Here is a 23,585-nt window from a genome sequence, read left to right as displayed (position 1 = left end):
CCTCTTTCATTGAGCAAGCCGGTTCTTGGGCACTCGTGATGCTGGGTTCTTTCAAGACGCGACAATGCGGTTTCATCTGTAGGACAGCCTGCACCACGGCGACCCGCTTCAGCTGGCTTCCGAAGCGCGTACTGAGAATGTGTGCAGTCCGGCCGTTCGCCTCGGAGAGGACCGCGCCGTGGCAATCACAGCTGCCAGCGGACCGGGCAGCCGGTCGTCTTGCGGACGAAGTGGTGGCCATGAAATGCCGGTTCGCTGTCCAGCCGAAGGCCGAGAAGTCGCTCCACCAGGACAGATAGACCTTCTTCCAGCTCGGCCCTTCCGAGCGCGTCGGCGACGCATTGATGGGCCCCGCCCCCGAAGGCCAGCCGCGCCAGCTTCAGGTTCGGCCGCGAGATATCGAAGGCATCGGCTCGATCGAAGACACGTTCGTCACGCAGGGCAGACAGGGTCGACAAGATCACCAGTTGCCCTGATGGCAATCTCCAGCCATCGATGTCGATCTCCTCGACGGAGACCCGTACGACACCTGCGATGCCTGGCTCGAAGCGCAGGCCCTCGGCAACGGCATTCGGCACGAGTGTCGGGTCAGCGCAGACGACGCTCCATTGTTCCGGCTCGGAAAGAAGGTGCACAGTCTGCGCAACAAGCGCTGTTCTGACTGACTCCGTCCCGCCGATGATGAGCTGGACGATCTGCACCAGGGCTTCCAGCCTTGTCAGTCCATCAGCCTGCGAAAGCGCCAGGTAGCGGTAGAGGAAACTCTCCGGCCTGCAAGCCTCCGGGTGCTTCATATGGCGATCGAGATAGCTTCGCAGCCGAAGTGCTGCATGTTCGGCCTCTGCGACGGCTCGCTCCGTCGGGCCAGGCCGAAAGAACTCGTTCATCGCATGAACGTGCTGCATGAAGGACGAGACGTCCGCGTCCGGGATCTCGAGCAGACCGGCCAGCGCAAGGATCGGAAGCTTGGCGGCATAGCCGGACGTCAGGTCCAGACTTCCGCTGTCATAACATGCATCGATCAGGGCATCGGCCGAGCGACGCACATGCTGTCGAAACTCTTCCGCCATCTGATGCGCCAGAGATCTCGACAGGGGTGAGCGACGGCGCGCATGAACATCGCCATTGGCCGTCAGCATGCCGTGCTGGAAAATGTCGAACAGGGCACCCTGCATGATCCCGGCCTGAGCCGGCATCGCCGTTTCGGTTGCCTGCAACCGCGAGTCACGCATGAGACGACTGACATCGTCATAGCGAAGGACCATGTATCCGCCTGTGTCGAGCGCAATAAACGGATGGGTCTGGCGATATCGGGACAATGTTCCGTGTACGTCGGATTCAAGATCGGATGACGCTACGACAGGGATAGTACGAATGTTGTCTAACACTGGGTCTTCGCCTTTCGAGATCGCAAGATCCATTCGAGTGAATGCTGGGTGTCGGGCCGAAAGCGGTCTGCTCACGCCATGACTTTTGGCGATCGCGGAAGGCCGGAGCCCTCCGCTAATTGTTTCATCGATGCTTTGGTGTTCACTCAGAGTTCGTGCTGCGTGCGGATGAGATCCGCTGCTCTCTCGCCGATGACCACGCACGGCGCCATGATGTTGCCGGTCGGGATGCGCGGCATGATCGAGGCATCTGCGATGCGCAGACCTTTGATGCCGTAAACCTTCAACTGGTGATCGACCACCGACATCTCGTCGCGCCCCATCTTGGCCGTGCAGGACTGGTGCCAGTAGGTGATCGCCGACCGGCGGATGAAGTCGACAAGGCCTTTCCGGTCACGGGCACCGGGGGCGGTCTCGCCCGTCACCAATGGAGCGAAGGCGGCACCGTTTCCGAGCTCGCGGCAGAGCTCGACAGCGGCGATCGCGGCAACCATGTCCTCGGGTTCGCTGAGCGAGTTGGGCTCGATCAGCATGGCGTCACTCACGCCCGCACCGGAGAGCCTCAATCGGCCACGGCTCTTCGGCTGCGCCAGCCCGGCGAACATGGTCCACCCGTGCTCGGGCGTTTCCAGTGCAGCTTCGGCGGGCGACGGCACGGGAAATTCCAGCTGGCACTGCAGGAGGTCCGGCTGCAGCAGGCGGGAATCGCTCTTCCAGTACAGCGTTGCTTCGCATCCGCCACCGCCGACAACTTCCGGCTTGCGGTATGCCCAGGTACATCCGAAGCCGATGTGGTCCTGGTGGTTCTGACCGACGCCCGGCAGATGCTGGACGAAGGGGATCCCGTGGGCCGACAACTCGTCCTCGGGTCCGATCCCGGATTGCATCAGGACCTTCGGCGTGTTCACGGCGCAGAGCGAGAGGATCGTTTCGTAGTTTGCCCTGAACCGGCGGCGCTGTCCGCCAACCAGGACTTCGACTCCGACCACTCTCTTGCCTTCAAACAACAGGCGAGACACCATTGCACCGGTCATGACCGTCAGGTTGCGCTTGGCCACAAGCGGCGACACGTAGGACTGAAAGACAGACTCTCGCTTGCCATCGCGGATCCGCAGTTCCGCGATAGACGCGCCGCCCTCACCTTCCATCATAGCCCCGTTCGGGCTGTCGAAGACAGGTATTCCCAGCGCTTCGGCAGACTGCAGCAAGGCCTGGGCCACCGGCTGCGGAGCCTCCGGTTGAGCGATATAGGCCGGGCCTCCCGTACCACGCCGTATCGGATCAGGCGTTCCGCGCCAGTCTTCGATGCGACGGTAGTATTCAAGCACGGACTGATAGCCCCAGGCGTCGTCGCCGGATTCGGCTGCGAAGTGGTTCCAGTCTTCCTTGTGGCCTCTCGACCAGACCATCACGTTAATGCTCGATCCGCCCCCCAGCCCCTTGCCCATGCTCAAGGGCAGCTGCCGGCCTTCGAGGGCTGGGGCAGGCTGGCCGACAAATCCCCAGTCTCTCGATGAGCCCAGGTTGAGCGGCCATTGGGCCGGCTCCCGCACGCTGTCGACTTGATTGTCGCCTCCTGCTTCCAGGAGCAGGACGCGGGGCCCACCGCACTCGGCAAGCCGGGCGGCCACGACGGAGCCACTGGAGCCCGCGCCGCAGACGATGAAGTCAAAGGTTTCGGGTTCCTGCCCTCTCAGGGCCTCTTCTTCGCATGTCTCTGGTTCTTGTGGCATAGACAGCATGGGGATCACCTTTTTCACGATTGTTTCGGTGATCTGCTCTACCGTAGCGGTTTATCATTTTCAACGTTTTTATCATTTCTATCAGTTTTTAGTTGTAACTTTCGCGTGATGTTTACGGACTTTACTCCAGAAGGTTCTGACTGTTCCATTTGTGGATGTACCGATAGCAACGGACTAGTTCCAAGCTAATTGCCTGCCGTTTACCCGATACTTCTCGGTGCGCGCATCATGCAACTGTTGCTAGGTTTGTGACTCGAGGTGCAAAAGCCGCCAGCATCCGAAGCAATCGGATCCTGAAAAGAGGCGTTGCGAAGTGCGACCAGTTGAAACCCGCATGCTGCGAGAAAGTTATGCTGCCATCTAGAAAGGGACGGTGACGCGAACGTTCATCAGGGTCCCGAGCAACTCAGAGACTGCCCACGAGTATGCCCAGATCGACGCTAGCGAGATCAAGGTTATTACGCCTGTTCGAAAGACACTCCATACATCTAATTGGGCGAACGTCGGCACGCTTGAAGCCACGTCCGCTTCCTCCAAGCCAGTTCCGGACGTTACGTCCGAGCAGGGCCCGCCGTACCCGTGATCGATAGGCTGAGGAAGCCGACGACGGGTGAAAAAACAGACTACGACGCCTCCGGGTTGTAAACAACCCGTTACGTGCGAGTCACCGCCTTGGGAACATTCACTGCCGCGATCCATCATCATCCAAAATCCAGTTGCTCATGATGAATGTGGTCAAGTTGTTTCCTTTCGATTACGCGGCCGCCGCGTACCATTGCGTTTGCAACAATCGATTGTGGCTGGAACTGGGCTGCGCCCAGACCGATGAGTTTGCATTTGTTGGCAGGAGCGCGTTGATGCCGGCAAATTTCACCTAACCTGCTGCATCAACGTAAAATAACTCCCGCTGGCTGGACCAGCGAGAGCAGTCAGTGGCCGAAGGTTCTCGGGTTCAGTGAGCTGCACGGATGATCTTGAACGCCAGAAACTGGGTCTTCTGTGTCTTTGAGAAATTGTTGTCGGCGGCCAGCAGTAGGATCTCCGTGCCATCGCGAGCCCGGCCAACCGCCATGGCTTCGATGTTGTCGGGTTGGAGACCCATCCCGTTCAGATCCAGCACTTCCGTTTTGCGGATCGGGACTATGCGGTCCTTGCTCTTCGTGAACGCCAGGACCTTGGATGCGTTTGTCGCACCGGCGAGATCGATCATGAACAGCTTGATCGTATTGCCGACGCCTTCGGCGAAGCTCCTCTCGACGGTAAGCGCCCAACCGTCTTCGAGAGCGATCATCTCGGACAGGCCAGTCATCGATTTCTCCCCCTCGACGCTCGCTTCGGGAATAGGCGAGATGGGATAAATGTATTGCGCTCGCGGCCTACCAGACTGGGCATCGTACTGAATCATGCGTGCGAGACTACCCTGCATCAATCCAGGCTTCGGTCCGTCCTGCTGAAGCGACGCTTCAAGTGCTACAAGAACATCCCCTGATGGCAAGACAGCAAGCGCTTCGAAGGCGAGATTGTCACGGATGCCGGATGATCCGTCAGCGCTGGCTGCAAACCCCTCCGGCAGGTCGAAGACCCTTAGATGGCCGCCGTCTCTCGAACTGACGCGAACGGATGGAGGAAGATTGGACTTCCCGCCTCCCTCGCTGGTCCAGTAGATGCCATCGGGAGCGATACGGATCGCTTCCGGATCAGCAGATTGTACCTCGAACGTTTGCTCACTCTCATTGCGCAACGGAATATGCTTGAGCACCGAGACTTCATGAAGGCCTTTAGCATCGACATCCACCTCCAGTTCGTAGACCCGCACCGGACCGCGCTCCGCACGATCGTCGCTGAGCGCGAGATAACGGCCCGTACGTGGATCGTAGTCCAGGCCGGAAATTCCGCCGAACTCAACTCCGGCTTCTTGGTGACCGGTGGGAATGACGACTTCGCCCAGATAGCTGAAGGAGATACCGGCCGAGCAGGCGCCGAGGGGGCAAGCCTTTCCGGTTGTTGTTCCGATCTCGGTCGCGTTTGAAGCAAGTGCTCCGCACACGAGATAGATAGCTGCGGCGCTAAGAGCGAGCTTCAGTCGAGGGAGGCCCATCGGGCGGGAGCTTGAGCTGACACAAGGTAGTTCGCCACCCGAGCGGGCGGGCGCATGAGAGAACTTCATCTGAAAACCTCTAGATTATGGGACATGTCCTCTCAGTGTCCGGGCTGCGCAATCCCATCGTTTCAATGCTGGCACACTTGGTTACAGATCACATTTCGCCGGTCATCGATCGCCGGTGGTTAGCCGGCAGCCTGCATCTTGTCGGGGAATCGTGGTCAGAAACTTATGCGGCGGGTCAGATCACTAAACGAGGTCCGTCGCCGTGAGGCGTTCAGGTATTCAATGGCATGAGATCCAGAGCTGGAGGCAACCTGCCCTGCTCTTCTCCTGCGTCCAGAACCATAAGCCGGATCAGATTGGAAATAGCGTCCGCGATCGTGATCAGAGCATCGCGCTCCTCGTCCTTCAGGACACGCGGAACGACATCGATAACGCAGACCGATCCTAGGGCGAACCCGAGCGGATCGCGAACAGGCGCACCGGCGTAAAACCTGAACCCATAAGGTTCTTCGAGGGTCGGGTTTTTCTTGTAGGTCTCGTCCCGGGTCAGGTCCTCAACCACAGTGAACTCGTTTGCAACCAGCGTCTCGTTGCAGAAGGCCCAGTCGCGAGAGGTGTTCTCGGCGTCGAAACCGACCCTGGACTTGAACCACTGCTGGTCCTTCATGATCAGGGTGAACATCGCAATCGGCGCCTTGGTGACATAGGCTGCCAGCCGAACGAGGCGGTCGAACCTGCTATCTGCCTCGGATCCGACCAGCGCTGATCGCTTGACGGCCTCCAGACGCGCCTTTTCGTTCCAGGGAACGCCGAACGATGGGAGATCACCCACCTCCTGTTGCGTCCCCTTCAGGTAGTCGATCACACTGCCGCTCGTGGCAGCCACATTCGGAAGCATCTGCAACTGCGCACGCTTGGCGCCCCGAACGGCGGACGGCTCGATACTTCTCTCCGTCATCGCAATCACGAGGGTCTGCCGGTATCGTGCATCGCTCCCGAGCTTGGTCGCGAGCTTCTTGCGCTCCGCGTCCTGGGCATCCTCAAGGATCATCAATGTCGGCGGGGCAAGGTCGATACGTTCCAGAAAAACATCGGCATCTTCCTCGACGAAGACAAGGAGACCGGAGCCCGGAAGTCCGACCTTTTGCCACGCCTGCCCGCGACCACTCCCGGCAAGGATGACGGCATGAGCGGCAAGCGTGACTGGCTCCTGCGGGGTATCTTCGATCAGGTCCATAACTGCCTGTCGCGGGATCCGACGATGCCCTCCGGGCGTCTTCCAGGACGGGAGCTGGCCGCTCTCGACCCATAGCTGCGCGGTACGAACCGACACGCCAAGAAGCTCTGCCGCATTGGCGGTAGTAAGAATATCTTTCATCATCGGACCCACTGCTGTGGGAACAAATGTAGACAAAATTAGAAAATTTGCAAGAAGTGGCAGTCGGGTGCGCTGTTTCGGCGCAAGCGCATTGCCAAAATGCGCGGGGCGAGACCGCCTTTCAGACGATACCACCCCGCTGACTGGTTTCAATTCGATGCGAGGGATTTCGCTGCGCCATCAATCGTGTCGGCGATCTCGGTCGCACGGGTGAGGAACAAGGCATGGCTGGCCGAGACCTTCGTGACCTTGGCGCCGATCCGTTCGGCCATGTGAACCAACATCGCCTGGTCGAACGCCTTGTCTTCCGTCGCGATCACAGCCCAGCTCGGCCTGCTGCGCCATGCGGCATTTTTGAGCTTCGTGCTGAACGACGACATGTTGATCGGCACCTGGGAATCTCCCATGAAGGCCGCCTGCGCATCGCTGACATCATGCGCAAAGCCCTGCTTGAACTTGTCACGCTTGATGAAGCCAAAGCCGTCCTTGCCGACTTCCAAAACGAAATCGGGCGTCGGGGCAAAGCCATCGTATTGCTGCGCTGACGTTTCTCCCGCGTCGGGGGAAAGGGCCGATACATAGACTAGACCAGCTACTTTGGGGTGGATGCCGGCTTCCGTGATGACGGTACCGCCCCAGGAATGACCAACCAGGATTGTCGGACCGTTCTGAAGATCCAGAAGCCGGTTGGTCGCTGCGACGTCATCGTCGAGGGAGGTCAGGGGGTTCTGCACGATCTTTACGTTGTAGCCGCGCTCCGTCAGCTTGTCATAGACGTCACGCCAACCTGCTCCATCAGCGAATGCCCCGTGGACGAGAACGACGTTCTTCACAGGCTCAGCCTTCGCGGCGATAGGAGTGAGCATTGCGAGTGCGAGCGTGGTTGCGCCGGCAAGTGAAAGGGTGAGTTGGGTCAGTTCCATCATCATGTTCCTTCTTTCGTGTGTTGAAAAAATTGAAGCGACTGCCTTGCCGAGCAGCGAATAGGAACCGCTGCCCGGGTGGGGGTTGCTGAACTGGCTCGTTTCGGAGGGGACATGAGACCGTCGATCAGCATCCTTAGACTTGCAGGAATGCCAGACTGCGTATATCGACCATCCGTTTCGCCAGAGCATCCGATGGTATTAGTCGACTAAGCTGGTCTGAGGACAAATCGAAGGTCGCCTTAAGCTGAGCTTTGACGCCCCTCGCGTGCTTGGCAGGACGGTATGGCCAATAAATTCACATTGGAAAGACATCCGTCAGGCCAAATACTTTCGCGACAACCTTGACAAAGCGTGTCAACGAATATCACTAATCCCGGTTCTTCAGTTTGGCACCGACGTCTAGTGTTCGCGCTCTTTAAAATGGTCGACTTGAAACCTGGAGATGCCAATGTCGCGGAGGAGATAGTCCGGCATGTGTCGCAGGCTTTCAGAGCCCTGCCGCCTATGCCGCCAGCGGATGAACCGGCGCACGGCGCGCTGCATGCCATCTTGATAATCCGGCCTGAACAGTGGCCGATCCCAAATCCGTCGTAGATTTCTGATCATCTCATCCTCGCGTCTCGATGAAGAATTTTCAGTCGAGCTCGCCGGTCGCACCGTTGAACTCGACCCGACTGTCCACCAGGCGCGACGCGTGCCTGTTTCAGGCACGGTAAAAATGCCTACGAATGCAACGAAGAGATCCAGACGCGGTCTGGTAGTGATGTGTGTTCAAGCAACGGGTAAGCGTAGGCCGTTTACCGCACGACCGGCAGGACGAAGGAGAACCGAGCGCCGCCGAGGGAGCTGTCATTGTCGGCGCTCATGCGCCCACCATGCGCTTCGATGATGGAGCGCGAAATTGGCAGCCCCATGCCCATGCCGCCGCTTTTCGTGGTGAAGAAGGTTTCGAATATCCGGCTTGCCCCCTCCGCTGGGATCCCCGGCCCTGAGTCTTCGACCGAACACTGCACATGCAAACCTTCGTCCGTCGTCCGAAGGACAACCTCGCGCTGCCCGGAGTTGCCCGCGGCAATGGCCTGTATCGCGTTCACCGCCATGTTGACGATCACCTGCTGGAGCTGGATCCGATCGACAGTAATGCGTGCCGAACTGTTGGACGGCAGGATCGCAACCTTGACACCGTGCGCCTGAAACTCGTGTTTGAGAAAAAGCACGGCCTCGGCGACGAGTGCATCCAAGGATATGATTTCTTCGCGCATCTGGGGGGACGCCATGTTGCGGACGCGCGCGATGATGCCGGCTGCGCGCTGCGCATCTTCGACGATGCGTGTCACGATATCGCGGACTTCTGAGAGCGCCGGGTTTGGACGGTCCAGCCAACGAAGGCCCGCCTCCCCGTAGGTGGTGATTGCGGCGAGAGGCTGATTGACCTCGTGGGCGATGGATGCGGTCAGTTCCCCCAGCATCGAGATCCGCGCCGCGTGCGCATATTCTGCCTCGATCTGCCGAAGTCTGCGCTCAGCGTGCCGCTTCTCGGTCATATCGACGAAGGCATTGATCGTGATACCAGACCCCGCCATCCCGGGTGGGAACGTGACAGTTAGCACGCCCTCGCAGATCCGACCGTCATAGGTGGTGAACGTGACGTTCTCCTCGTAACCTCCAGTATCCCGATACCGGGTCTGCAGCAGCCGCGCATAGACTTCGGGATGATCTCGCCACAGCGACGTGATCGGGCCGCGAATCTGCTCTAAGTCCCTGGCTCCCAGCACCTTGATTGCGGCGTCGTTCGCCTGCTCAATCACCGTATTTTCGAGCGCTGTCCAGAGCAGGTCCGGGTGGTCGGCCATATAGATGCCGATGTCATCGACGCCTTGGTCCTTGAGTTCCTCCAACCGGGTCAGTAAGCCCGTCGAGTTGACCTGGAGCACGGGAACAGGGACGTGCTGGAAGAGGTCGCGGAAACGCTGCTCGCTCTGCTCGAGCTGGCTGAAGGCGTTCACGCGTTCACTGATATCGGTGACGGCGGCGAGGCCGCGGCGGCGGTCGTCCGTCGAGAACCAGAGCGTAAACTGGGCATCGAACTCGACCCCATCCAGCCGCCGCAATCGCGTCTCGATCGTTAAACTCTCGTCATTGGTCAAGACGGTCAGGACAGCGGCCGCGCCATCTATCCAGTGCTCGGGCGACCAGAACTGATCGAGCGTTCCAAGCAGGTCGTTCTTCCCTATCCCGCCGAAGAGAGCGAGGGTCTGATCGTTCACGTCGACGATCCGTGCCGCTTTGAGGATCATTTCCACGCAGTCTGGATAGTTCTGAAGATAGGCTGCGAAATTGCCATCGGCACCCGGACGGCGTTCCTCAAGGAGTTCGTTGATCGCGGTCAGATCAAGCTCCCAGAACGAGACGGTCATGGCTTGGAAGAGATCCTGGTAGCGCCGCTCGCTGCGTTGCAATGCCTGTTCTGCGCGCTTTCTATCGGAGATGTCCATGAAAGCAACGAGGCTTTTGTTCGGCAGGCTGCTATGTCTGGATGCAGCAAAGAGAACATCCACCAGGCCTCCATCCATGCGCCGCACCTGGGCTTCTTGCTGGAAAAAGTCCTCCCCTCGATACCGAGCTTCTAGAGATCTGCGCAGCGTCGGCTGGCCGGCATCCCAATAGCGTTTGATGGAGCCCTTCATCTGTTCCCGAGAGCCTGCACCGAAAAGGTCGGCGTTGGTCTGGTTCACCTGCTCCACGAGCAGCGCTTCCATTGCCGCATCCATGAACTCCGGATGCTCGTCGATATAGGTCGAAAGGTCGGTCACGCCCCGCTTGCGAAGTGTAGTGAACAGCTCAACCAACCCGCTGGCGTCAACCTGTGTGAGAGCGATCGGCATGTATTCGAACAGGTGCCTGTAGCGACGTTCGCTTGCCTCGATGTCCTCGAACGCTTGGCGCTCGGTCGAAACATCGCGGATCGCCAATAGGAGACGGGAAACGTCTCCTATTGGCGACAATGGAACCGCTGACACCTCGGCATCGAAGGGCTTGCCTTCGCGAGCAATCAGCCGGCAGGAGCCATGGACCGGCCTTGCGTCGATGACAACTGAAACGATCGTGTTCACAAAGGCTTCTGTACTCTCCTCGGGCCAGAAGGTGGACAGTTCTCGACCAGCGGGCCCGAATGCTGCGACTGCTGAAGTCGACAGGGCTTGCCCCGGTGCCTCTACATCCGCAACCATTGCAGTCCGCATCATCTCAACAATCAGCTGTGGCTCGGCCTGCAAGTATTCGCGGTAGTTGGCCCTTTGATCGGCGCTAAGCGCTGCAATTCTTCTTGCCACTGCTGTGACGTCGAGCGGCACGACGACAACGCCCGCGGCGTCCAGCAGCCGGGCCAGACCGTCGTTGTGAACGTGGCGTTCGCTGGCGACAGGACGCGACGTTTCAACGATGGCGACCGGCTGCCCGTCAACGCGCCGCTGGAGCTTCACGGTCGCTGAGACAGATACGGAAGCAGAGGTTCCTTTCATTACACGCGTGATCGTACCGGCCCATTTCCCGGCCACATCGAGGGTGGCACGGACCTCTGTGCTCAGGTCCTCCGCCGAGTGTTCGATCAGCGCATCCATGCTGACGCCGACCGCTTGCTCGCGCGGGATGCCGTAGACCTCTTCCGCTTTACGGTTCCAGCCAGTGACGCGACCGTCCAGGTCACGAATGATCACGCAGTCATCAAGAATATCTAAGATCTCGCTGCAAACTGGAATGGCACTCATGGCGGCGACTGTCTCCAAGCAAGGTTGGTTAAAGTATTCCAGGTGACGAAGGTTGCAGGCGACCTGGGTTTCGAAGGACAATGGCTCAGCCCCCGAGGGCTCACGACTTCGCAACAACCTTAGCGAAAGTAAAGTTCAACTTCACGACTGATCGCGACGTTTTCAACCCTCCAAAAGCGCCATGCTCCCTCGAACTTGGGGTACGGAACGTCGCTGGCATGACGGCCGGCGCGTATCCAGTCGCGCTGTTGTCAACGACGTCGTTTCGCTCATAGCAATCAAACTAAGATATGCTTCCGGTCGTGTCGTCTGTGTCGTGATAGCCTCTTAAAAGTTTCCAGACCAGTCCTGCCTAGATTGAACAAAAAATCATGGTGGAGCTTTCCGACCGAGTAATCTGGCATGAATGGGAGAAGTGCGAACCGCCTTCATACTCTAAGCCGCTTATATCTATGTAGCGGCCGGCACGTGGAAGACATCATCGTTGGCGCACTTCGAGAGTGGCTAGGTCGCAGAATCAGTTTGGGCTGGCGGTTAGGAGCGAAATCTTTATTCGCGCGTCGTGTGGACTCTTCGATCACAAGTCCCTGTGGAAAAGTTTCGTGATGGTTCGAACCGGAAAACGTTCACGGCATTGAAAATTGGTGAATCGTAGCCGTCACCCGATCTCCAGTGGTCCGCAACATGTTTAAATTTCTTTCCATACGGATGCTTTTTTGGCATCACCTCTGACGAGATTTTACAACCGGCGTCGCCAGTCGACCGCAGAGGCAGCAAGTGAACAAGCGCGCACCGATCATTTACATTCTCGACGACGAGGAATCCGTCCGGCGGTCGCTCGATAGTCTGTTCCGGTCTGTTGGCTTTGCAACCCGAACGTTTGTTTCCACCCGGGAATTTCTGGCATTCGAGCGCCCGGACAGTGATGCTTGCCTCGTGCTGGACATTCGCCTCCAGGGAACAAGCGGACTGGATTTCCAGGAGCAACTCGCAAGTCAGGGCATTCAGATCCCTGTCGTCCTGATGACGGGGCACGGTGATATCCCGATGTCCGTTCGCGGCATGAAGGCCGGCGCGGTCGATTTCCTGACAAAGCCATTCCGCGATCAGGACATGCTCGATGCCATTGCCTCCGCACTGAAGGTCGACAGCAAACGTCGCGCCAATCAGGAACAATGGGTCGATATCGAAAAACGCTTCGAGACCCTGACTTCCCGAGAGCAACAGGTTATGCTCATGGTCACCCGGGGCCTTCTAAACAAGCAGGTTGCGGGCGACCTTGGCATCAGCGAGGTCACGGTCAAGATCCATCGCGGCTCGGCGATGAAGAAGATGGGCGCCAGAACGCTTCCCGACCTCGTTCGCATGGCAGACGCGCTAAAGCAGCGGGGCATGAAAGGCGCCGGTAACACCACCGTATAATTTCCGTACTGGCTAAAGTGTGCGATTGGGGGAGCATCTGAAGTCTCACGCCGAGAAGGCAAGTCTCGATGCCGGCCCCCATGAATATACAGATTGCGGTCATTGACGACGATGACTCCTTCCGGATCGCGACGGAAGCACTGATCCGATCGCTTGGTTACGAAGCGACAGGCTATGCGTCGGCAGAGGCTTTTCTGGTCGACAGGCCGCACCAGGATGCGGACTGTATAATCTCTGATATCCAGATGACGGGCATGACCGGGATAGAGATGAAAGAACGGCTGAACGAGCTGGGATCCGGCGTCGCAGTCATTTTCGTCTCGGCTCACACCGATGCCACCCTGCCCCAGCGGGTACGCGAATGCGGAGGGTTCACCCTGCTGCATAAACCGTTCCACGGGCAGATCCTTATCGACGCCATTGATCGGGCGCTTGCAGCACTTCAAGAATAGGGCAAGCCTAGACCGTCGGAACCGTCCCGCCGTCGATGACAAATTCCGTGCCGGTGATGGAAGCGGCCCGATCGGAGGCAAGGAAGGCTATGAGATTGGCAACTTCTTCCGGCTTTGCAGGCCGACCGAGCGGTATCCCACCGAGACCGTCCATGATGATCTTCTTGCCGCCCTCATAATCCGTTCCCGCCTCTGCGGCCAGTCGCTGAGCCAGGCGCACCGATGCTTCCGTTTCGATCCAGCCGGGCGATACCCGGACAACCCGGACACCCTTGGGAGCGACTTCCTTCGACAGGGCCTTGCTGTAGGTGGAGAGTGCCGCCTTGGCGGCAGCATAGGCCGTCGTCGATTCCGGCAAAGGCAGAACACGCTGGATGGAAGTGACATGGACCACGACACCACGCCCCTGAGCCACCATTTCCGGGACCAGCTTTCTATCCAGCCGAACAGCGGGATAAAGGTTCGTGTTGAGCTCGTTTGCCCAGTCTTGCTCGCCGAGTGCCGCAAATCCCCCGCCGGGAGCAGATGAGCCACCGAGCATATGAACGATGATGTCCACACCGCCCAGCCGCTCGCGCACGGCTTCGGATACGGTCTCGCATCCTTCTTCCGTGGTCAGATCGGCCGCAACGAACAGATCCTCGGCCAAGCTCTCCGGCCGGGACCGCGCGGTTGTGAGGACGCGCGCTCCGAGGCTGCGAAAGAGCGCTGCCGTTGGCCCCCCAGCGCCCTTGGTGCCGGCTGTGATGAGGGCACGTTTTCCTTCGAGTTCAAGAAAGCCAGTCATCCGCCGATCTCCAGTTCGCTAATTTTGCCTGCCTCGAGCACAAAGCGGAAATGCAGCTGTGCGGGACTGTTGGGGAAGTTTCCGCTGACGGTAGCCAGCACGCAGGTTGCGTCGCCAGCGTCTTCCACGCTGATCGGCTGTGCCGTGTGGCTGTATTTCTGCTTGGCATCGAGCCACCACCGGCGCACTTGCTCAAGGCCGCGATGGGTCGCGCCTTCGTCTTTGACAATTGCGTTGTCGGAGAACGCGCTGGTCAGCGCATCGGCGTCGCCGGATCGTTCCGCTTCGAAAAAGCGTTTCAGGGCATCTGGTAAAATCATGGAAATGATCCTTCTCCTTCAGGGAACGAGCAGAAGATAACACTTGACCATTATCTTTATAATCGGGACAGATCAGGACGGAGTATTGAATGGATCGGGACAATGGAACACGCGGCACTCGATGACCTGGCCGCCGTTCTCGCGATCGCGAGGAAAGGAACCTTCCGCGCTGCGGCTGTCGAGCTCGACATGTCGACGACGGCTCTCAGCCACGCGATTGCCCGGCTGGAGGCAAGCCTCGGCGTACGTCTGTTCAACCGCACGACCCGAAGCCTGTCCCTGACGGGCGCCGGCAGGATTTTCGTTGATCAGGTCGGCCCGGCACTGCAGGAGGTTCGTGGCGCGCTCGAAGCGGTGCGATCCGAGCGCGATACGCCGTCTGGAACCCTGCGCATCAATGCCGCGCCGTTTGCCGCACAGGCTATCATGTCTCCGCTCGTGATCGAGTTCCTCCGTCGCTTCCCCGACATGACGGTGGATCTGGTGACCGAAGGACGGCTGGTGGACATCGTCGCCGATGGCTTCGATCTCGGGGTCCGTGTGGCCGGCCTCGTCCCGAGCGACATGATCGCCGTATCGCTTGGCCGCCCGCAACGCTTTGCGATCGTCGCGTCGCCGGAGTATTTCGAGAGGCATGGAAAGCCGATGGTTCCTCCTGATCTCCTCAACCATCAATGCATCCGGGTCCGCCTTCCCGATGGCGCGCTTTTCCGCTGGCGGTTCGAAAAGGACGGTCAGACGCTGCAGCTAGACGTAGACGGTCGCGTCATTCTCGACGAAGCGCACCTCGCCCGTACTGCGGTCATGGCGAATGTCGGCATCGGCTATTTCATGGAGCAGAACGTCATCGAGGACATCGAGGCAGGCCGGCTGATCCGCGTCCTTGACGACTGGACGCCACCTTTCCCCGGACTTTGCGTCTACTATCCGAACCGCCGAAATCTCTCGGCCAGCGTCAGGGAGTTTCTCACCCTCGTCCGCCAAAATGCTGCAAAGGAGCCCCGGCCGTCGACTACCGAAAACGCCGATCCGCCGCCGCGATAAGCGGAGCTCTCTAGGCTCACGGGAGCCTGCCGAAGACGAAGGTTGCGACAGGCGCCACGCTCATTTCGACGTCGACATAACCTCGAGCTTCCATCATCGCCTTGATGGCGGCCGGATCGTTGATGTCGCCGCCGCTTCGAAGCGTCCTAAGATTAGCCATGAGTGCCAGGAACGGGTCCTCCGGTCGGGTGTAGGCACCCGCGACAAGATACGCGTCGCTCATCGAGGCGCGCGCGATACGGTCGATCGCCGTCTCGATGATCGGGCGCTTGAGAAACATGGTTGGCAGCCAGGCGAGCGAGTACCGCTTGCGTTCTTCAAGCGCAGAGACATCGAGATTGCGCACGTTCACGCGGTCCGCATAGGGGCTTTCAGCTACGTTTTGCCGGGCGAGCTCCAGTGCTGGTTCCCATATATCGATCCCATCAACTTTGAGATCAGGGCAGGTCCGGGCTGCTTCGAGCGCGATACCTGCAACCCCGGTGCCAACATCAAGGAATTCTCCCTTCAACGTTTCCTGCATCTTCGGGTACTTCGCAGCAACGGAGTGAATATGGGTGAAGGCGCTTCTCGAAGCACGCCCGATGGCCTGCATCGCAGCGCCATCGGCAATCTCCCAATTCGATCCCCGGTCCGGATTGCGAAAGAGTTCACTCGCCTCGCTCAGCGCCATCTCGACCATGGTGAGAGCCACAGACGCCTGCCCCTCTTCGGCTGTATCGGCACCCTCCCCCAGCGCCATCCATGCACCAAGGTCGATCTGCTCACGAATGGCTGGAACAACCGAAGCGTTCGAGCGCAACTTGATCGACGCGCCGACAAGTGCCAACATTCTCGCCGACTTGGCGAGTTCCTGAAGCTGTGGGATGAACGTTTCAGACATTTCGTTGACCTCGTACACAGGGGGCTGGGAGTGGTTGAAGCAGACTAAGAACAGGCTCCGTTCGAGTTGACCACTGAAAAGCTGTTGCATTTGTAAAGGGGGACGGGGAGGCGTTGGAAATGGAGACTGCATTAGGTTCAACCTGTCTGGGACGACAGCATGCGCCTACATTCGCATGGGGCCGGGACGGCAGTCACCTTGGCCTTTTGGCCCGCCTGGTACGATGTCGATGCCCCAAACGCAAAGCAACCGCAGCTTCTGGGTAGGGTGTTTCGACTGATTTGGTTGCCGGGACCTGAACGCACAGAGACTTGCAAAATTCGTCGCCTTGAAGAGATTCGAACCTTCGACCCGCTGGCACGTCGAACCAAAGCGCTGATTATAAAGGTAAAAGAGATTCACTTGCGCGGCCATCACGTTCCTCATATGTTCTACAATCGATTTTCATGATGTGGACTCTGTGTTTTGAGCGTGATGCAGGATTTGCGGCCGCTGCTTCGACGAGCGTGATAGGAGCGAGTAATGAAATATTGTAGCTTTCATTGCACGATCCCGGTGTGGATGACCTCCGCCGCTACCTTATATTGCCGGCCGGTTTTGTAGTAGTATGGCTCAACGAAGAGAGAATGACCGTGTCGAACGCCAAGCAAATCCTTGCCATGCTGCGAAGCCGCGCTGAGGGCGACGACGACCTGTTTTTCTCGATCGCTCTGCAGATTGCCGCATCCGAGGCCCGTCAGGGACACAAGACCACGGCTGATGAGATGCGAGCCGAGGTTGACAGAGCCCGGGCTCGCAGATCCCGAGGAGCTAGTGTTGCCATTCCGCTCGCGGCGCCTCGAGGCGACCTCGAAGGACTTCTCGAGCTTCGCGAGCCACGCTTCAAGCTGAAGGACATGGTTCTGGCGCCGGGATTGCTCGAAAATCTCGAAGATATGATCCGGCAGCAACGGAAGCGCGACTGGCTGCGGGAACATGGCCGCACACCTAATCGCCGGGTTTTATTCGTCGGGCCGCCTGGTTCGGGCAAGACGATGTCCTCGGAAGCGCTGGCCGGCGAGCTCAACCTGCCATATTACGTGATCCGGCTAGAAGGGCTCATCACCCGCTATATGGGCGAGACCGCAGCAAAGCTCAGGCTAGTTTTCAACGAAACGGCAAAGCGCCGCGGCGTCTACCTCTTTGACGAATTCGACGCGGTTGGTGCACATCGCACGTCGACGAACGATGTCGCCGAGATGCGCCGTGTACTCAATTCATTCCTGCAATTCATGGAAGAGGGTAATTCGACGGACAGCCTCATTGTTTGTTCGACCAATCACCCCTCGCTTCTCGATCGAGCGCTGCTGCGTCGATACGATCTGGTCCTTGAGTTTGAAGCGCCGACGGCCAACCAAATCAAGCAAATTGTCATCAAAAACCTCAAGCCGATGTCATCGGCCAGACTTGGCTGGACGAAAATCGTCAAGGCAGCCGACGGTCTCAGCCAATCCGAAATCGTTCGCGCGGCCGATGATGCAGTCAAGACTGCGATCCTCGATGAACGCAAGACAATTGCAACCGAGGACGTCGTGCAACGTCTTGACCAGCGTCGGGAGATGCGCGACGCTTTCCTTGATGAGAAGCGTGTACACTGACCGATGGCAGGCCGATTCACGCTTCCCCACATTGATGTTTCGGCGCTCCATACCGCAAGCCCATATACCGGTACAGGTAGCGGTGGTTCGAGCGTGCCGCGGATCCGTGCGGAGCATGGGCGCAAACTCAGCAACTCACTGGATGTCGCGCTTGCCGCAATTACGGAACTCAGGGGTGCAGACCCTAGACTGGAACCTGCCGCAGGCGGATACATCGAAGTTGAGTTGCGGCCGGGCACAAGTGCCGACGTCTTAGAATGGAAGAAGCAGGGCATACGCCCAGGGGCGACGAAAGACCGCGATAACTTGCGCACGGTGGCGCTCTATGTTCCGGACAATGCGCGAGAAGCCATTCAGCAGATCCTCGATGACTATCTTTCAGGTCCCCTCTCTCCGAAGGGAAAACCGCCAAACGCCAGCCGCGTGGAGAAAATCGAGGAGATCAGGCGCGTACGCCTGGAAGTCTTCTGGACCGACGACCCTAATGCCCTGCCCGATAATCCTCAGCATCTAATGTGGTGGGCGATTTGGGCGCATCGCGATAATGAAGCGGCCGTTGAAGACGTCTGCCGCCGGCTCTCCCTTCGTGCCGCCTCCGACGATCGCCGGCTTTATTTCCCGGAAGCCGTCGTCATCCCCGTGCTCGCGCGCCGCGCCGCGATCGAGTTGATGACCTTCGCGACCGGCGTCGTCAGCGAGCTCCGACGCGCGAGCGACAATCCGGTGTTTTTCCTTGAAGACGCCCAGGAAAACCAGAACGAATGGGTCGACGATCTTGCTGGCCGTATCGTCTGGCCTGGAAACGAGGTTCCTGCCGTCTGCGTCATGGATACGGGGGTCAATCGCGGCCACTCGCTGATCGAGCCGGCACTTGCTGCAGCTGACCAGCACGCAATCGACCGTGACTGGGGCGTCGACGATCATCATAGCCATGGCACGGCTATGGCAGGCTTGGCACTGCACGGCGATTTGACGGCCGCACTATCCGATCGGTCCGAGCGACGGCTGAACCATCGACTGGAATCGGTGAAGCTCCTGCCGCCGCAGAATATGGACCCGAACGAGCCGCACTCCTACGGCGTGATCAGCCAGACCGCCGTATCGCTGGCAGAAATCGCTGCACCCGAGAGAAGCCGGGTATTTTGTATGGCGGTGACGAACGACAATGTTTCCGGTGCCCGGCCATCGACCTGGAGCGCTGCGATCGACCAAGCCGCAGCTGGCACGATGAATGGCGACGACGACGACGCTCCGAAACGGTTATTCGTCATTTCTGCCGGCAACGTTCCCGCCGAGATCGAATACGCTCGGATTTCTTCGCAGGACGATTACCCCGCCGAAGATCCAAGTCAGGCCTGGAACGCCATCACCGTCGGGGGATACACGGATCTAAATCAGATCGCCGACATGGGCTACGAAGATTGGTCGTGCCTTGCCGGCCCCGGAGAACTCAGCCCCTACAGCCGGACGAGCGTCAATTGGGCTCACGCCCGCGCGCCGATCAAGCCGGAAGTGGTCCTGGAGGCCGGTAATCGCGCGCTCAGCCCGGCCCGCCGAGAAGTTCTCAGCCTAGATTCACTATCACTTCTAACCACATCGCCGACAGCCGGTGCAAACGCCCTAACGGCGTTTCAGGCGACGAGCGCTGCGACCGCACTAGCCGCGCGCCTGGTTGCGAGGCTCACGGCCGAGCACCCAAACTATTGGCCGGAAACCGTCAGGGCGCTTGTCATTCATAGCGCCGAATGGACCGAACCAATGCTTGAGCAGTTGAACAGTCCTGCGGGAAAGAAGGACCGGTATCCGCTGATGAGGCGGTTCGGCTATGGCGTACCTGATTTCGACCGCGCCTCGGCTTCGGCGCAGGACCATCTGGCGCTGATCGCTCAGAACGCTATCCAGCCGTTCCGTTTGAAGGGGCAGCGGGAATTCAACGAGTGCCACTATTACCAGCTCCCGCTTCCGGCTGCGATCTTGGAGGATCTGCAGAACACCGTAGTAGAGCTGAAGGTCACGCTGTCGTACTTCGTGGATCCCAATCCGGGATTCTCGGCCAATGTCGATCCACAGCGCTACCAATCTTTCGGCCTGCGCTTCGACATGCAGCGCCGAGGCGAGCTTGCCGAGCGCTTCAAGCAGCGGGTCAATGCCGCAGAGCGCGAAGATGGTGCGCGGGCGCCAAGTCATGCCGACGATGCCCGATGGATGTTTGGCCCGGGCAGCATTTCGGCAGGCTCCCTGCATTGTGACGTCTGGTCAGGTCCTGCTATTGAGCTGTTGAGCCGTGAGCTGTTATGCGTGAAGCCGGTTGTAGGCTGGTGGCGCAATCGAGCTGCAAAGGATATCGTCAATCGCAAGACACGCTATTCGTTGGTGGTTACGTTGAAGGCTCCAGGGGTCGAGGTTGATCTCTACAGTGGCGTTATCGCCGCGAAGGCTCGCATTGAGACGAAGGTTGCAGCAGAAACAGATATCCTGGTCTAGTCTCGCCACAGAGGCTTATAGCTAAAGATGGCTTGCTCTTGAAGAGATACGAACCAGCGACCCCTTGTGCATCAAGATTCGCGCATTGAAATCACTAACCATTTTCAATTTTGCCAGAAAGTAGGCTAGGATGGACGGCATTATCGCGAGCACGCCATCCGTCGCCAAATTTTTGCTAGGTCGGCTTGATGCTCTTTGCAAAGAACTCACGTCCATCTGCATTCAGAAGATTGTGGATACAGGCCGGTTCCTTGCGTGGCCGACAATGAAGTAATTGACAAGCAAATCGCAGCAGGAGCCAAGCTGTTATCCTAGGTTGAGCAATCAGCGTAGATATCGCTTGGCAAACGCATCTTCTACCCGGAAGTTGGGGTATATCAGCGACCACGAAACGAAGGTTGATCTTCTCCGGAACAAGGCGATAGCAACCACCATCCTAGGCATCATCACCGGAAGCGGAACAAAGCCTCTCACGATCGGCGTTCATGGTTATTGGGGTGCTGGCAAGTCAAGCGTTCTCGAAATGATCGCCGAGCACCAGTTTCCTGGTGGAAAGACTCTGGTAATCCGCTTCAACGGTTGGCAATTCGAAGGTTTCGAGGACGCCAAGATCGCCTTGATCGAGGGCGTGGTCGATCAATTGATCGCAAACAAGACTATCTACGCCAAGGCCAAGGAACAAATCCTCGATGTCGTCAAACGCATCGACTGGCTCAAGGCAGCAAAAAAGGCCGGCGGGCTTGCCTTCACGGCCGCCACCGGATTGCCCTCGCCTGATCAGGCCATCGACCTCGCAAAGTTCGCCATGGGGAAAATCACAGGCGGAGAATGGGCGACACAGGAAAATGTCGAAGCGGCGGCCGAGGGTGTAAAGGGCTACCTCAAGGATGCCGAAGACAAGCCGACGGTTGCGAAAAACATCCGCGAGTTCAACAGCGCCTTCCAGAAACTCATTGAAAAAGCGGATATTGAGCGCCTGATCGTCCTTGTGGACGACCTCGACCGATGCCTTCCTGAGACAGCGATCGAGACACTGGAGGCGATCCGGCTATTCGTCATGCTGCCGCGAACCGCCTTCGTCATAGGCGCGGATGAGGCGATGATCAGGTATGCGGTCACGCGGCATTTCCCCGATCTTCCTACAGGGAACGCGACCCAGGATTATCCACGGGCCTATCTCGAGAAACTCATACAGGTTCCGTTCCGCATCCCTGCCATGGGTGAGGCTGAGACGAAGACGTACCTCACTCTGTTGGCGGTGGGGTCTCTGGTGGGCGAGGGAAGCGATCAGTTCAAGGCGCTCCTTAAGAAGGCCGAAGGCTACATGTCGACACCGTGGCTTCAGAAGTCGATCGGCGATAGCGAGGTCGCTGAGGCCCTCGGCGACGCCTACGACTCCGATGTTGTAGCGGCGGTTACTATGGTCGATCAGATATCCGCCGTTCTGGCATCCGGGACGAAGGGCAACCCACGGAACGTCAAGCGCTTTCTGAACTCCCTAACGCTGCGTCTCGCCGTGGCCAAGGCGAGAGGCTTCGAGAACGCAATCGATAGCCAGGTCCTCGCCAAGATCATGCTTGCCGAGCAATTCTTCCCTGACGTGTTCGAAGAGATCGCGCGTGAAGTCGGGGCAAATCCGGACGGGATAAGCGCTAGCCTGCTACGGCTGGAACAGCGTTGCGACAAGACGGCTAAACCAGCCGAGAGTGCGGTGACCGACCAGGCGGAACCGATCGCGCCGGTGGCTAGCGCGCAGGCCCATGAGCCGCGGATCGATGCGTGGATGATCCAGCCGAACATCATTCCTTGGGCGGGGCAGGAACTCAAGATCGGCGCGCTTGACCTTAGGCCCTATCTGTTCGTGGTCAATGACGTCAAGAATTTCGCGATGCTCGCGGCAGCACTCGACCCGCGCCTTCTCGTCATCGTCGACAAGCTCACGAAAGACGACATTTCGGCAGCTACCGCGCTCGTCTCAGTGGCCGCACTCGTCCCGGAAGACCGGATGCTGGTTTTCGAAGAACTCCGTGCCAAAGTACTCAGAACCACTGATTGGGAGCGGAAGCCCCAGGCGGTCACAGGCATGATCCAGTTCCTGACGAAGGTCCCGGAATTCGAGAGCAGATACCTTGAACTGCTGGCACAGCTACCTGCGGACAAGCTCGGCGCATGGGCAGCGTCGGGCCATAACCGGGCGGTGAAGACTCTGGCAGGAAAGGCACGCCTCAAGCAGATCATCGAGGGCTGGAAGACCACGGGAAGCGACAGCCTCAAGTCGATGATCCAGGTTGATGGGGAAGACTGATGGGTACCTCCACACCTTTCAACGGCGGCAAGAACTCGAACCCGCTCCTGCCATCCTGGCTGGACGACCCCTCCGGCGACCCGGGGGCACCACCCGCACCACCCGCCCCTCCAGAGCCTGGACAACCCGGCCAGCCGCAACCGAGTAATCCGCCACCTGGCGGCCCTCCACCCGACGCGCCGCCTCCCGGGGGGCCTCCAACACAGACTCCTCCCGCAGCGCCGGCGCCGCCTCCGCCCTCCGACAAGCGCTTCACTCCAGGTCGGAAGGCCTTCAACAAGGGCGCGCGATCAGGGGATTCGGGTGATCGGGAACGGGCCTTCGGAAGATCCGCTTCGTCGTACGTGTCTCGTTCCGGCGGCGGAGCGGGCGCGTCTGCAAGAGCCAGCACTGACCGACGTGCCGCTGGACGGCTGGTCGATCTCCTCATGCGCGCAGGTGCCGAGGGCTCTGACATCCGCCAGGAGTTGCGCCGCCTCGACCTCGCGTCGCTGGCACAACGCTCGACCGCAGAGATCTTCGAGGCTCTGATCGACTATGTCTGCGAACCAGGCGGAGACCTCGACCAGGCTTTCGTCCGCGACGCGTATTCCGAGGCGCTGCACGAGGTGCCCAAGGACATGATCGACCGCCTCGAGCGCCCCGACAGCGCGACGATCAACTTCGTACTAGAACGCTTCATCACGAACACCATCATGAGCAGGCTGCTCAACGCCGTCGGGAACGGTGCCATCACGCTGCCTGAGACGGCGGCCTCCGCCGTTTCGTTAAACGATTCATTCCGGGAATGGATTCTCGGGCGTGTTCAGGATGCTATGGAGGCGACCAAGGGGGTGTTCCGCGAAGGACAGGTTTCCGCTCAGATAGACCGCATCTACGAGACCGCCTACGGCATCCTCGAACGGGCCGGACAGCACGATGGAGATGACCAGTGACCAGATAC

Annotated in this window: 17 protein-coding genes; 7 read left to right on the top strand and 10 right to left on the bottom strand. The window is 59.0% G+C overall.

Annotation, left to right across the window (positions count from 1 at the left end; all coding sequences use genetic code 11):
• Positions 1–185: 185 nt before the first annotated feature.
• The 7 genes from G6K99_RS22740 to G6K99_RS22710 form a co-directional block, all read right to left on the bottom strand.
• Positions 186–1,265: a cytochrome P450 gene (locus G6K99_RS22740; protein WP_174198053.1), complete on the bottom strand. Its 1,080-nt coding sequence runs from the start codon at positions 1,263–1,265 to the stop codon at positions 186–188.
• Between the two features lie 269 nt (positions 1,266–1,534).
• A complete protein-coding gene (locus G6K99_RS22735; protein ID WP_244631605.1) occupies positions 1,535–3,121 on the bottom strand; it encodes a GMC family oxidoreductase in 1,587 nt (528 codons plus the stop codon).
• A 961-nt stretch (positions 3,122–4,082) separates the two neighbouring features.
• On the bottom strand, positions 4,083–5,228 hold the full coding sequence (locus G6K99_RS22730; RefSeq protein WP_174198111.1) for an esterase-like activity of phytase family protein: 1,146 nt from the start codon (positions 5,226–5,228) through the stop codon (positions 4,083–4,085).
• Between the two features lie 280 nt (positions 5,229–5,508).
• On the bottom strand, positions 5,509–6,618 hold the full coding sequence (locus G6K99_RS22725; RefSeq protein WP_210261662.1) for a helix-turn-helix domain-containing protein: 1,110 nt from the start codon (positions 6,616–6,618) through the stop codon (positions 5,509–5,511).
• A 146-nt stretch (positions 6,619–6,764) separates the two neighbouring features.
• Positions 6,765–7,481 (bottom strand): alpha/beta fold hydrolase, encoded by a 717-nt coding sequence (locus G6K99_RS22720; RefSeq protein ID WP_244631604.1) that lies wholly within the window; start codon positions 7,479–7,481, stop codon positions 6,765–6,767.
• A 459-nt stretch (positions 7,482–7,940) separates the two neighbouring features.
• Entirely contained in the window at positions 7,941–8,084 is a 144-nt protein-coding gene (locus tag G6K99_RS23615) for a DUF1127 domain-containing protein (protein WP_371816286.1), read from the bottom strand.
• A gap of 254 nt (positions 8,085–8,338) precedes the next feature.
• Complete coding sequence (locus G6K99_RS22710) at positions 8,339–11,308, bottom strand: ATP-binding protein (protein ID WP_174198048.1); 2,970 nt, start codon at positions 11,306–11,308, stop codon at positions 8,339–8,341.
• 777 nt (positions 11,309–12,085) lie between these two features.
• Between G6K99_RS22710 and G6K99_RS22705 the strand changes: the two genes are divergently transcribed.
• Positions 12,086–12,730: a response regulator gene (locus G6K99_RS22705; protein ID WP_174198047.1), complete on the top strand. Its 645-nt coding sequence runs from the start codon at positions 12,086–12,088 to the stop codon at positions 12,728–12,730.
• Positions 12,731–12,810: 80 nt separating this feature from the next.
• On the top strand, positions 12,811–13,182 hold the full coding sequence (locus G6K99_RS22700) for a response regulator transcription factor (RefSeq protein ID WP_174198046.1): 372 nt from the start codon (positions 12,811–12,813) through the stop codon (positions 13,180–13,182).
• Positions 13,183–13,189: 7 nt separating this feature from the next.
• On the opposite strand, the gene G6K99_RS22695 is transcribed toward G6K99_RS22700, so the two are convergent.
• Both G6K99_RS22695 and G6K99_RS22690 read right to left on the bottom strand, forming a co-directional pair.
• Positions 13,190–13,969 carry an SDR family oxidoreductase gene (locus G6K99_RS22695; RefSeq protein WP_174198045.1) on the bottom strand — a complete coding sequence of 260 codons (780 nt, stop codon included), beginning with the start codon at positions 13,967–13,969 and terminating at the stop codon, positions 13,190–13,192.
• Positions 13,966–14,289, bottom strand: coding sequence for a nuclear transport factor 2 family protein (locus G6K99_RS22690; RefSeq protein ID WP_174198044.1), 324 nt, complete (start codon positions 14,287–14,289; stop codon positions 13,966–13,968). The genes G6K99_RS22695 and G6K99_RS22690 overlap by 4 nt, the downstream gene beginning before the upstream one ends.
• A 102-nt stretch (positions 14,290–14,391) precedes the next feature.
• Between G6K99_RS22690 and G6K99_RS22685 the strand changes: the two genes are divergently transcribed.
• On the top strand, positions 14,392–15,333 hold the full coding sequence (locus G6K99_RS22685; protein ID WP_174198043.1) for a LysR family transcriptional regulator: 942 nt from the start codon (positions 14,392–14,394) through the stop codon (positions 15,331–15,333).
• 16 nt (positions 15,334–15,349) lie between these two features.
• On the opposite strand, the gene G6K99_RS22680 is transcribed toward G6K99_RS22685, so the two are convergent.
• Positions 15,350–16,348 (bottom strand): class I SAM-dependent methyltransferase, encoded by a 999-nt coding sequence (locus G6K99_RS22680; RefSeq protein WP_174198042.1) that lies wholly within the window; start codon positions 16,346–16,348, stop codon positions 15,350–15,352.
• 494 nt (positions 16,349–16,842) lie between these two features.
• Here G6K99_RS22680 and G6K99_RS22675 point away from each other — a divergent pair, with 494 nt between their 5' ends.
• From G6K99_RS22675 to qatB, 4 genes are all read left to right on the top strand, one after another.
• Complete coding sequence (locus tag G6K99_RS22675; protein WP_180215610.1) at positions 16,843–17,853, top strand: AAA family ATPase; 1,011 nt, start codon at positions 16,843–16,845, stop codon at positions 17,851–17,853.
• 93 nt (positions 17,854–17,946) lie between these two features.
• Positions 17,947–20,337 carry a S8 family peptidase gene (locus tag G6K99_RS22670; protein WP_174198041.1) on the top strand — a complete coding sequence of 797 codons (2,391 nt, stop codon included), beginning with the start codon at positions 17,947–17,949 and terminating at the stop codon, positions 20,335–20,337.
• Positions 20,338–20,677: 340 nt separating this feature from the next.
• Positions 20,678–22,642 carry a Qat anti-phage system ATPase QatA gene (gene qatA, locus G6K99_RS22665; protein WP_174198040.1) on the top strand — a complete coding sequence of 655 codons (1,965 nt, stop codon included), beginning with the start codon at positions 20,678–20,680 and terminating at the stop codon, positions 22,640–22,642.
• Entirely contained in the window at positions 22,642–23,577 is a 936-nt protein-coding gene (gene qatB, locus G6K99_RS23465; RefSeq protein WP_305798302.1) for a Qat anti-phage system associated protein QatB, read from the top strand. The genes qatA and qatB overlap by 1 nt, the downstream gene beginning before the upstream one ends.
• The last annotated feature ends 8 nt before the right edge of the window (positions 23,578–23,585 follow it).

It is taken from the genome of Neorhizobium sp. AL 9.2.2 (assembly GCF_013317225.1).
GTDB lineage: Bacteria > Pseudomonadota > Alphaproteobacteria > Rhizobiales > Rhizobiaceae > Neorhizobium > Neorhizobium soli.
Note: the sequence above shows the minus strand (reverse complement) of the source record. Positions and strands in the feature narration are given on the sequence as shown.

What these genes read in the sequence shown, in the direction of transcription:
- G6K99_RS22740 (WP_174198053.1), bottom strand. Translation starts at nt 1,265, where the DNA reads ATGGTCCTTCGCTATGACGATGTCAGTCGTCTCATGCGTGACTCGCGG.
- G6K99_RS22735 (WP_244631605.1), bottom strand. Translation starts at nt 3,121, where the DNA reads ATGCCACAAGAACCAGAGACATGCGAAGAAGAGGCCCTGAGAGGGCAG.
- G6K99_RS22730 (WP_174198111.1), bottom strand. Translation starts at nt 5,228, where the DNA reads ATGGGCCTCCCTCGACTGAAGCTCGCTCTTAGCGCCGCAGCTATCTAT.
- G6K99_RS22725 (WP_210261662.1), bottom strand. Translation starts at nt 6,618, where the DNA reads ATGATGAAAGATATTCTTACTACCGCCAATGCGGCAGAGCTTCTTGGC.
- G6K99_RS22720 (WP_244631604.1), bottom strand. Translation starts at nt 7,481, where the DNA reads ATGCTCACTCCTATCGCCGCGAAGGCTGAGCCTGTGAAGAACGTCGTT.
- G6K99_RS23615 (WP_371816286.1), bottom strand. Translation starts at nt 8,084, where the DNA reads ATGCAGCGCGCCGTGCGCCGGTTCATCCGCTGGCGGCATAGGCGGCAG.
- G6K99_RS22710 (WP_174198048.1), bottom strand. Translation starts at nt 11,308, where the DNA reads ATGAGTGCCATTCCAGTTTGCAGCGAGATCTTAGATATTCTTGATGAC.
- G6K99_RS22700 (WP_174198046.1), top strand. Translation starts at nt 12,811, where the DNA reads ATGAATATACAGATTGCGGTCATTGACGACGATGACTCCTTCCGGATC.
- G6K99_RS22695 (WP_174198045.1), bottom strand. Translation starts at nt 13,969, where the DNA reads ATGACTGGCTTTCTTGAACTCGAAGGAAAACGTGCCCTCATCACAGCC.
- G6K99_RS22690 (WP_174198044.1), bottom strand. Translation starts at nt 14,289, where the DNA reads ATGATTTTACCAGATGCCCTGAAACGCTTTTTCGAAGCGGAACGATCC.
- G6K99_RS22685 (WP_174198043.1), top strand. Translation starts at nt 14,392, where the DNA reads ATGGAACACGCGGCACTCGATGACCTGGCCGCCGTTCTCGCGATCGCG.
- G6K99_RS22680 (WP_174198042.1), bottom strand. Translation starts at nt 16,348, where the DNA reads ATGCAGTCTCCATTTCCAACGCCTCCCCGTCCCCCTTTACAAATGCAA.
- G6K99_RS22675 (WP_180215610.1), top strand. Translation starts at nt 16,843, where the DNA reads ATGACCGTGTCGAACGCCAAGCAAATCCTTGCCATGCTGCGAAGCCGC.
- qatB (WP_305798302.1), top strand. Translation starts at nt 22,642, where the DNA reads ATGGGTACCTCCACACCTTTCAACGGCGGCAAGAACTCGAACCCGCTC.